General features: G+C 45.7%; 9 protein-coding genes. 6 read left to right on the forward strand and 3 right to left on the reverse strand.

What is annotated here, in order from left to right:
- Nucleotides 1–117 precede the first annotated feature (117 nt).
- Entirely contained in the window at nt 118–753 is a 636-nt protein-coding gene (locus GW12_RS02040; RefSeq protein ID WP_171077648.1) for a TetR/AcrR family transcriptional regulator, read from the forward strand.
- A gap of 60 nt (nt 754–813) precedes the next feature.
- On the opposite strand, the gene GW12_RS02045 is transcribed toward GW12_RS02040, so the two are convergent.
- Nucleotides 814–1,380, reverse strand: coding sequence for a 5'-nucleosidase (locus GW12_RS02045; RefSeq protein WP_171077649.1), 567 nt, complete (start codon nt 1,378–1,380; stop codon nt 814–816).
- 271 nt (nt 1,381–1,651) lie between these two features.
- Here GW12_RS02045 and ribF point away from each other — a divergent pair, with 271 nt between their 5' ends.
- From ribF to GW12_RS02070, 5 genes are all read left to right on the forward strand, one after another.
- A complete protein-coding gene (gene ribF, locus GW12_RS02050; RefSeq protein WP_034582773.1) occupies nt 1,652–2,653 on the forward strand; it encodes a bifunctional riboflavin kinase/FAD synthetase in 1,002 nt (333 codons plus the stop codon).
- A 64-nt stretch (nt 2,654–2,717) separates the two neighbouring features.
- Nucleotides 2,718–5,564 (forward strand): isoleucine--tRNA ligase, encoded by a 2,847-nt coding sequence (gene ileS / locus GW12_RS02055; RefSeq protein WP_034582776.1) that lies wholly within the window; start codon nt 2,718–2,720, stop codon nt 5,562–5,564.
- A complete protein-coding gene (gene lspA, locus GW12_RS02060; protein WP_034582779.1) occupies nt 5,557–6,096 on the forward strand; it encodes a signal peptidase II in 540 nt (179 codons plus the stop codon). Before ileS ends, lspA begins: the two co-directional genes overlap by 8 nt.
- A complete protein-coding gene (locus GW12_RS02065) occupies nt 6,089–6,571 on the forward strand; it encodes a peptidylprolyl isomerase (protein WP_034582781.1) in 483 nt (160 codons plus the stop codon). The genes lspA and GW12_RS02065 overlap by 8 nt, the downstream gene beginning before the upstream one ends.
- Nucleotides 6,572–6,690: 119 nt before the next feature.
- A complete protein-coding gene (locus GW12_RS02070) occupies nt 6,691–7,233 on the forward strand; it encodes an NADPH-dependent FMN reductase (protein ID WP_034582784.1) in 543 nt (180 codons plus the stop codon).
- Nucleotides 7,234–7,778: 545 nt separating this feature from the next.
- Here the strand turns inward: GW12_RS02070 and GW12_RS02075 are convergent.
- Together GW12_RS02075 and GW12_RS02080 are read right to left on the reverse strand one after the other, a co-directional pair.
- A complete protein-coding gene (locus GW12_RS02075; protein ID WP_034582787.1) occupies nt 7,779–8,963 on the reverse strand; it encodes a PQQ-dependent sugar dehydrogenase in 1,185 nt (394 codons plus the stop codon).
- Nucleotides 8,964–9,105: 142 nt separating this feature from the next.
- Entirely contained in the window at nt 9,106–10,917 is a 1,812-nt protein-coding gene (locus GW12_RS02080) for a GGDEF domain-containing protein (protein WP_052127867.1), read from the reverse strand.
- Nucleotides 10,918–11,072 lie beyond the last annotated feature (155 nt).

The raw sequence follows: 11,072 nt of genomic DNA on the forward strand, positions 1-11,072 counted from the left end.
CCAATATGTTACAAAAACAGGGCTTTTTTTCTACTCTTTTTTTATATCGAACTCAGGTTATGCACAAATCTGATGATTTGCCGTACAATTGAATATTCCCCCTTTTTAATTGTTTTTATATTACTGATGGAACAAAAAAAGAGTACTCAAAAACGTAACCAGCTGCTGAACGCCGCCCTAGATGTTTTTTCCCTGTATGGCTTTAGTGGGGCAAGTCTGGACGAGATCGCACAAATTGCTGAAATGCATAAGTCCAATATTTTCTATTACTACGAAAATAAAGAAGCACTGTATGTCGAAGTGTTGACCACTGTACTACAGAAATGGCTAGCACCCCTGCAAACCCTGGAAGCCGATCTGGAACCAGCAGAAGCGATCACCAACTATCTGATGCAGAAAATTGAAGTGTCGCGTACCCAGCCGAAAGCATCGCGTCTGTTTGCCTTAGAAGTCATTCAAGGGGCACCGCATATTCTGGACATCCTGAAAGGCCCACTGAAAAAACTGGTGAAGCGTAAAGCTAAAGTGATCAGTAACTGGCAGGAACAGGGCAAGATCTCTAAAGACATCGACCCTGAACTGCTGATCCTGAACATCTGGGCAGTGACACAGAACTACGCGGACTTCGCCACCCAAATGGAAATGGTCACCGGTAAAACCCTGCGTAACCGCAGCATGCAACAGCGTGTGATCCAACATACGGTGCATATGATGCTTTATGGTATCCTGCCTCGTCCTGAACAAAACGCATAAGTTTTGCTTGGCATACGACCATAGTGATTATGGTCGCCAACCCGATTATTGACCTTAGAATTATTTTAACATCTGATATAAAAACAATAGTTTTTGAGCGCCTAACAATAAGTTTTCCTCCCAGTCGAGATGTGCTGTGTCATTGGCACCATCGGTAATGTATTTCACAGAAATCAGGCGTATGCCGAGTTTCTTGCATACCTTGGCCAGTGCATAGCCTTCCATGTCGACCAGTTGACAGGGCACTTTCGGTTGTCCTGTTTCGAAGCTATCCCCGGTTCCACAAATACCCTTGGGCAAATGATCAAAGTAAGGCTCCAATTCAATCGCACCCGGGAAATGCTGATCCATCGGAGTCACGCCCACTTCAAAACCCAGCGGTGATACATCCATATCGCGCTGCACAAACTGGCTCACTTCCACCAGTGCATGCGCATCAAAATGCGAACTGCCGGCGGTGCCCAGGTTCAATAAAGTCTTGCAACCGGTTTTTTGGATCACTTCAAACGCCTTGAAGGCTGCATTGACCTTGCCAATGCCACTGTAATGCACCTCTATACCCGCTTCTTCAAATAAGCCTTTGGATTCATTGGGCAATGCCATAATCAGCGCATGGTCGGACATCAGGTTTTCACTTCAATTTAAAATCACCGGCTTATTAAAAGATAAACCCAGTAAGCCTGCAAATAAAAATTGATTTCTTCCCCTGTCGCATGGATCACTTTTATTCCCACAAGAAATAAGAAAAATTGTGTAATTTTTATTTCAATTAGACAGATCAGTACTTCACCGAAAATTTTCCGGCAAAAGAATTTTGCATAAAAACACAACAACAAGACGAAACGGAAAGATTATGGCAATATATAGCCTTTCACATTTCCAAGCACTTGATTCGCCCATGAAGCTGCTCCGTCTAAATGCCTTAAGCTCCCATACAGAATTGCCAAAAACGGTGGTGACCATTGGTAATTTTGACGGCGTGCATTTAGGTCACCAGATGATGATCAAGCAGCTCAAAGCCGTGGCTGAACAGCAACAGCTAAAAAGTGTAGTGATGATCTTTGAACCGCAACCGCTGGAATATTTCAAAGGTTATGAAGCACCTCCACGGATTACTTCATTACGTGAAAAAGTTGAATATTTAACTGAACTTGGCGTGGACTATATTGCCGTGGCCAAGTTTGATGAAAGTTTCCGTAACCTGAGTGCAGAACAGTTTGCTGACATTTTAAAATCCAAGCTGAATGCTGAGCATCTGGTCTTAGGCGATGATTTCCACTTTGGCAAACATCGTCAGGGCAATAGCGAATTCCTGCGTAACTACGGTTTTCAGGTCACGAATCTGGAAACCGTGGCACTGGACGGCGAACGTGTCAGCTCGACCCGAATCCGTCAGACCCTGCAAGCCGGTGATCTTGCTATGGCTGCGAAACTGTTGGGCCGTCCTTATAGCATTACCGGCCGAGTGCAATATGGTGATCAGATTGGCCGTACCATTGATTTCCCGACCATTAATGTGCGCCTGAATCGTCACAGGCCTTGTCTGCACGGCATCTACGGCGTGGAAGTGGTCTGTGAAACCGAATCCTTAAAAGCGAAAGTCCAGACCAGCGATCCAAGTAAAAAAGGCATCGCTGGCTATGACCCAACCGGCCTGTTTGGTGCCGGTCATGTCGGTACCCGACCGGCTATCCAGCAGGAACATCCGGAATGGCGATTAGAAGTACATTTCCCCGAGGTTTCTGCTAATCTGTATGGCCTGTTAATGCGGGTGACATTCTTAAACTATTTACATGGCGAAAAGAATTATCCTTCGCTAGAAGCCTTAAAAGCCGGAATTGATGACGATGTCGAGAAACTGCTTGAGTTTCGTCGAAATCATCCCAAATTTCCCTTTTAATACCCCGTATTTTTATTGTAAAACGTGTCTGTCAAATGACAGATTGAATTGGAAGACAACTTGCATGAGCGATAAGCAAACTCCTGAAAATGCAGTGGATTACAAAGCCACGCTGAACCTCCCAGGTACTGACTTTGCAATGAAGGCAAATCTGGCAGTACGTGAAGTGAAATGGTTAGAAGAGTGGTATGCCGACAACATTTATCAGCAGATTCGTGCGTCGCGTATTGGCAAGAAAAAATATGTACTTCATGACGGCCCTCCATATGCCAACGGTCAGATTCACCTTGGCCATGCGGTAAACAAGGTTCTGAAAGACATCATCATTAAAAGCCGTGTGATGGACGGCTATGATGCGCCTTACGTTCCAGGCTGGGATTGTCACGGTCTTCCAATCGAACTGAAAGTCGAAGAAAAAGTCGGTAAAGTCGGCGTGAAAGTAGATGCGGCAACGTTCCGTAAACACTGCCGAGAATATGCGTATACCCAAGTCGAATTACAGAAAAAAGACTTCGTGCGTATGGGCGTGTTCGGTGACTGGGACAACCCTTACCTGACCATGAACTACAAGCAGGAAGCAGACATCGTTCGTGCCCTAGGTGCGATTGCCAAAGCGGGTCATATCGAGCCAGGCCTGAAACCAGTCAACTGGTGTCTGGACTGTGGTTCATCTCTGGCTGAAGCAGAAGTTGAATACGAAGACAAAAAATCAGACGCGATCGACGTTGGTTTCTCTGTCGTTGACCTAGCTGATTTATCTGCACGTCTGGGCGTTGAAGTTAAAGATTCAACTGATATCGTGATTTGGACCACGACACCTTGGACATTGCCTGCCAACCAGGCCGTTGCCCTGCACGCTGAAATTGAATACCAGCTGGTGAAAGCACGCGGTGAGGAAAAAGCGGATCAAAACTTTATCCTAGCCAAAGATCTGGTTGAATCTGCAACTGAACGTTATGGATTCAACAGTGTTGAAGTGATTGCTGAATTTGCCGGAGCTAAACTTGAAAATCTGGTGCTGCAGCATCCTTTAATTGCAGATCGTCAAGTGCCTGTAATTCTAGGCGAACACGTCATCGCAACTAGCGGTACTGGTGCAGTACATACAGCACCGGGCCACGGTGTAGACGACTATAAAGTAGGTCTGCAATACAACCTGAAAGTGGATAATCCTGTTGGTGGAAATGGTGTGTATTTACCAACTTCACCGATCTTCCCAGGCGAACACATCTACAAAGCCAATCCAAAAATTATTGCAGCATTGGGTGAAGCCAATAAGCTATGGGCGCATAAGCCAATCAAACATAGCTACCCACATTGCTGGCGTCACAAGACTCCAATTATCTTCCGTGCGACACCACAATGGTTCATTAGCATGGACAATAAAGGTCTACGCCAAGGTGCATTGAATGCGATCGAAAATGAGATCAGCTTCGTACCAGATTGGGGTAAAAACCGTATCCAGGCCATGATCGAAGGCCGTCCAGACTGGTGTATCTCACGTCAACGTACTTGGGGCGTGCCAATCCCATTCTTCGTACATAAAGATACCAACGAGCTGCACCCACGTACCCCTGAACTGATCGAAGAAGTTGCAAAACTGATCGAGAAAGAAGGCATTGATGGCTGGTATAACCGTGAAGCCAAAGACTTCATTGGTGATGATGCTGAGCAATACAATGCGGTTCGCGATACTCTGGACGTATGGTTCGACTCTGGTACAACACACTACGCGGTACTGCGTGAACGTGAAGAGCTGCAAGATCCAGCAGACCTGTACCTGGAAGGTTCGGATCAACACCGTGGCTGGTTCCAGTCTTCACTGCTGACATCTATGGCCATCAACGAACGTGCGCCATACAAAGGCCTGCTGACTCACGGCTTCGTGGTGGATGAAAAAGGCCGCAAGATGTCGAAGTCGATCGGTAACGTGATCACGCCACAAGACATTATCAAAGATATGGGAGCGGACGGTCTACGTTTCTGGATTGCCTCTTCAGACTACCGTTATGAAATGACTGCCGGTAAGGAAATCTTCAGCCGTGCATCAGATGGTTACCGTCGTATCCGTAACACCCTACGCTTCCTGCTGGCTAACCTGAATGGCTTTAAACCATCGACTGATGCATTACCAGTGGATCAACTGATTGCACTGGATCAATACATCCTGCAGCGTGCCAATGAAGTTCAGGACATCATCAAGAAAGCCTACGAAGATATGAACTTCCATATCGTCACCAGCGCGCTGACTAACTTCTGTATCAATGACCTCGGTGGTTTCTACCTCGACATCATCAAAGACCGTCAGTACACCACCAAAGCGGATTCTCAAGCCCGTCGTTCTGCACAAACTGCGTTGTATCATCTGGTACAGGCATTTGTTCGCTGGATGGCGCCAATCCTGAGCTTCACTGCACAGGAAGCTTGGCCACTGATTCCTGAACAGTCAGAGAAATACGTATTCACTGCGGAATGGTATGACATTCCATTGGCTTCTGAAGCGAATATCCTGACTGAGGCTGAATGGCAAACCCTGATTTCAGTAAAATCTGCGGTGAACAAGTTTATTGAAGCAGCACGTACCGCTAAAACTGTCGGTTCTAATCTGTCAGCTAAAGTTGAGCTTTGGGCCAATGACGAGCTGAAAGCTGTACTCGACAAGTTAGGCAATGAGCTGCGTTTCGTCCTGATTACTTCTCAAGTGATCGTAAATGGCTTTGATGCGGCACAAGGTGAAGCCTCTGATCTGGAAGGCCTGAACGTGAAAGTCTCTGCTGCAGACGGCGAAAAATGCGTACGCTGCTGGCACGTGCTGCCTGATGTAAACACCCATGCATCACACCCAGGCTTGTGTGGTCGCTGTATCATCAACTTGCCTACAGGCCAAGGCGAAGAGAGAAAATATGCCTAATTCACAGCAGAAAAAGGGCTTGTTTCAGTTCTATCCCCACAATTTGTGGTGGATAGGTCTGACTATTGTTTCAATTATTCTGGATCAATGGACCAAATGGATTGCCAGTACTAGTCTGAATTATGCAGACCCAGTACCGGTCCTGCCCTTTTTAAATTGGACATTACTGCATAACTATGGCGCAGCCTTTAGTTTCTTGTCCGATGCTGGTGGATGGCAACGTTATTTCTTTACCTCACTGGCAGGTCTGGTGTCGGTGATTTTCGTGTTCTGGCTAATGCGTATGCCAAAGAACATGAAAGTCCTGCCTTTGGCTGTTGCCCTGATTCTGGGTGGCGCTGTTGGTAACCTGATTGACCGCGTGACGCTCGGCTATGTAGTCGACTTTATTCACGTCTATTATCAGGACAGCCACTTCCCTGCCTTTAACCTGGCAGACAGTGCCATTACCCTTGGCACTATTCTGCTGCTGATTGATACGTTTTTCCTGGAAAAACACCGAATTCAACGTTTACAGGCGAAAAATGACTGATTTTATTAATCCTAACGAGGAAACTCGTATCGAAGCCGGCTCTAAAGTCGACCTTCATTTCTCTGTCGCTATTGAAAATGGTGTTGAAATTGACAACACCCGTAGCCGTCCTGAACCGGTCAGTCTGGTGATGGGTGATGGCAGCCTGCTACCTGGCTTTGAAAAAGCCCTGTTTGGTCTGCGTGCCGGTGACCGCCGTACCGTTAGCCTTCCTCCAGAAGAAGCATTCGGTCCATGGAACCCTGAAAACATACAGAAATTTGACACGGTTAAATTTGCTGAACGTCCAGTCGAAGGCCACATGATCGAGTTTGAAGACAAGGCCAAACAAAGCCTGTATGGCGTGGTGAAATCGGTAAATGATGACATCACCGAAGTGGACTTTAACCATCCACTGGCGGGCAAAAACATTACTTTTGAAGTAGAAATCTTCAAGGTCACCCCTGCTGGTCAGCAAGGTGTGCAGTTGATGTAAATCAATGCAAATCAAAAAGCGCCTTCGGGCGCTTTTTTCATGCCTGATACAAATCCTCTCTATTCACTCCGCAAAATTCTGATTAATTTAAAATTAGTGAATTAGAACAGGATAATAAGATGAAAATTTACATCATAGTAGGCAGTGTGCGTGAGGGACGTACCGCGATTAAAGTGGCTGACTGGATCTTTAAGCAGATGAAAACCTATCACTTCAGTACAGTAGAGGCCGAAATTGTCGATCTGAAAGAATGGAATCTGCCTATTTTTGCTGGGGCACATCCACCACTCACCGGAATTTATAACCAGCCGAAACAGCAGGAATGGGCCGATTTTATCGCGCTGGCCGATGCTTTTATCTTTGTCAGTCCAGAATACAACCATGGCTATAGCCCGGCCCTGAAAAATGCCCTGGATTATCTGGGCAAGGAATGGCAGGGCAAACCAGCAGCTTATGTGGGTTATGGCGCCACCAATGGCTCGCGTTCCATCGACCAGATCCGACAGGTCGGTACCCAGCTCGGCATGATCGATACCAATGCCATTGTCGAAATTCGTGACATCTTTAACCGTAACAAGGACTACACCTTTGAAGGCAATGAGTTTGACAATAAAACCTTACGCGCTGTGATCGACAAGCTGATTCAGTATGTCAGTGCCTAAATAAAATCCGACAGCCACGTCAGTTTTAACCTACACGGGAAGCAGAGATAACGGCTATGGGGTGACAGGCAAGCGGGCTATATTAGAGCCATAGCCGGACAGGATGTCCACCCGCGATACAAGAACAAGAAAAAGCGCATCTCAACAGGAAGTTGTTAGATCCGACAGGAGTCAGATCGTCATAGCACACTCAAAAGGCCTCGACAGGATGTCGGGGCCTTTTACTTTATCAGTTTTTACCAAGCTGAGTCATCCCACTGCCTTGCTGCAAAATTCAGCACTACTGTACGCTGTAGCGCACATAGATTGGGGAGAATTGAGGCTATGCTGACTACTAACCTGCACGTATAGTACAGACATACAGGACAGGAAGTCTTGAAGAATAAAAAACAATAAATGCAGCAGGAAGCTGACCGGTATGACAGGAGTTATACCTTTAGAATGAATCTGGAAAAAGCCCGGACAGGATGTTCGGGCTTTTTTCTTTTTCAGGTCTGCATCATTGAAAAGAGGACGCTTCCCGACCTTATTTCACAGCCAGTACCTCAGGGTGCAGTTAGCTTTAACAGTCTTGCCTGTGGACCATCTTCAATCACCCAGATCCCACCATCCTGTGCCTGAATTGCCCCACGAATCCGGGCTTTCATATCCAGACGCTGCACTTCTTTCACTGGTTGTTGCGTGGTATCCACGATCATGATGGCTTTAGAGGACAGCCCTGTAGCAATCGCCTTATTCTGCCATTGTGGAAATACTTTACCCGTGTAGAACATCAAGGAGGATGGTGAGATCACTGGTGTCCAGTCGATAGCCGGTGCTTCAAACTCCGGACGGGAACTATGATCGGGAATTGGTTTACCATCATAATGATCGCCATTAGATACGATCGGATAGCCATAGTTTTTGCCTTTCAGCACTTTATTCAGCTCATCCCCGCCTTTCGGTCCCATCTCAATCACCCAGAGCTGCCCTTGTGGATCAAAAGCCAGACCTAAAGGATTACGGTGTCCCAAACTCCAGATCTGTTTGGCAATCTCGCCCTGATTCATAAATGGATTATCGGATGGAACCGAACCATCATCATTCAGGCGGATAATCTTGCCAGCATTAGATTTCATGTCTTGAGCAGGGTTAAACTGCTGGCGCTCACCCGAACTGATCCACAGTTTGCCGTCTGAGCCAAAGATAATCCGGTGTCCATAATGGCCCTGCCCGGAAGAAAACTTCGGTACCTGCGTCCAGATTTTTTTGATCTGAGTGAGTTGTGGTGTGTTCTTGGTTAAATCCAGTTTGCCACGAACCACCACAGCGCCATAGCCACCTCGTCCCTGCTCAGCATAGCTCAGATAGACCCATTGATTACGTTCAAAATCAGGATGCAAAGTCACATCCCCCAAGCCACCCTGACCACCATAGGCAACTTTTGGAATACCCTTAATTTCAGTCTTTTTGTTGGTGTTTGGACCAAATAAATACAACCGGCCACGACGTTCAGTAATCAGCAAACGGCCATCCTTTAAAGAGGTGATTGCCCATGGTTCATTAAACTGGGCAATATTGTTGACCTTATAGGCCTGCTGGGCTTGGGCAGTATTCGAGGTTGATGTCTCTGAATTAGCCTGTTCCTGGCTCTTACCTTGTTCTGAAGAAGTATTATCTTGTGCATGACAGCCTAGACTATAAGGAATAAAACCTAGAAATAACAGTGCTGCGAGATGGACCTGATTCATTGTTATTCTGCGTACTTATTAAAATGGATTAACCACAATGTAGCATTTCAGGGGCACGCTAAAAGCATAAAAAGGTTAAGAAATCGTTAACAGATTTAACTAAATCCAGCCCAGATATAGAATTATTCCTGTGCTATTTCCATCATTTGATACAGGCGCTATCGCGCTCAACCTTCGCTTCATACAATTGCTGGTCTGCAGTCTTCATTAGACGGTCCACATTGTGATAGATATGCTCGGCATCCATCACAGCAGCCCCGACACTTATACTAATCCAGGTTCGGTTGTCATCACGATTGGCGTGTTCCATGTTCAGTTCACGAATCGCCTGACACAACCGATCGGCAAAAGTTTTGGCCTGTTGATAGCTAATTTCTGGCAATAACACCGCAAATTCTTCCCCGCCATAACGTGCCAGAAAGCCATTTTCCGGCAGAATCTGCTGAATAGTCTGCACAATAGTTTTTAGAACATAATCACCTTTCAGATGGCCATAGTAATCGTTGTAGTTTTTAAAATAGTCCACATCGATCATAAAAAAGGCCAGCGAACGTTGTGTTGCACCCGCCTGCTCGTATTGTTGCTGGATCTGCTCATTTAGGGCAAAACGGTTATAAGCACCGGTAAGAGAATCCAGACGTACCTGCTCCGCCAGTTTCTGGTTGAGCAGGCTAATATCCCGGGTACGCTCCTGTACTTTCTGATCTAGTTCCTTATTCCAGCGGATCAGTTTCTGGTTCAGCACCTCGGTATTAATACTTTGCACCGCATAATCACGACTGAGCTGGAAAGTAATCAGAATGAAATACAAACAAGAGGTATAAAAAGCGATTTCCACCGAATCAATCAGCTTGAGTGCCAGCAGATAGTCATGCAGGAAGGTCAGACAAACCAGCAACACCGCAATGGAATTGACCTTGGAATACTTCACATTAGATTTGTGCATGCGATAGGCTGCAAACAGCAAATTGATAAAAACCAGAAGCGCGATACTAAAGCTTTGAAAAAAGAAGCTCTGAAAGGTGTACGGCTGTGCAAACAGGGTCACTGCTACATTTACAGTAATAATCGCTGCGGTAATCTTTAATAAATACGGATTAAGCAGGCGATAAGGTAATAAATAAATATAGATCAGGAAGAACAGGCAGGCCAGTTCGGTCAGCAGATATTCAAAGCGTGTCCCCCAGACCCAGGAAATATCGGTAAACAGGGTATAAATAAACGGTACCGCAAAAAAGCTACGCACACTCAAGCACAGGATAAACAGGCCCAAAAACAACAGAATATTGCCCGCTTTGGTGCGAATACTGCGGAACATGGCAAAGAACACCATAAAGCTGCCAATCATCAGCAGAACGCCGCTGACCACACTTAATGGAATGACCTGCTGATAAAACTTGTGCAGAATCGGGCGCGGAAAACCAATCAGAATACTATTTTCCAATCCACCACGAATATGCTGGTAACTTGAGGCCTGAATGGTAATAGTGACATCACGTTGTGACGGAAAAAAGGAAGCCAGTTTAGGCGCCATCATAGTCTGATGTTGCCCTTCTTTCCCAACCTGTCCAGCATTAATCAGCAGATGATCATCCACATACATTCGGTAAGCACCATACTGGTATGGCACATACATATAAATGGCATGAGAAAGTACAGATTCAGGCAGACGGAAAGTTTTCTGGAAAGTCCCGATCCCGTCTTTATGCCCTGTGATGGTCTGGAATGAATTGGGTAACTGAACCTTTTCTACAGTATTCTGATTTTTATTGTGATCTAAAAAGACTGTTTTATGAGAAATCGGATCAATTAACTGATTCGGATAAAAATCCCACTCCCCATCCAGATTCATATTCTGCTGTTGAGTGAAATGAAGCTCTGTAATCGCATAAAGCTGGCTATGGATCAGGCTGAGCCATATGAACAGAAAGGCTTGAAGGAGAAACTGCTGCATATGACATCAGTAAGAATGACACGTTAAGTTATTAGTATAGCATTTTACTATTGAACACAGATTAGTCATTAGCAAAAAGTCGATGAATAAAAGCTAAAATCCAGCCATAAAAAAACACCCCCGATCTTTTGATCGGGGGTGTTTAGAATAATGAG

The sequence above is a fragment of the Acinetobacter sp. HR7 genome, from assembly GCF_000773685.1.
Taxonomy (GTDB): Bacteria; Pseudomonadota; Gammaproteobacteria; order Pseudomonadales; family Moraxellaceae; genus Acinetobacter; species Acinetobacter thermotolerans.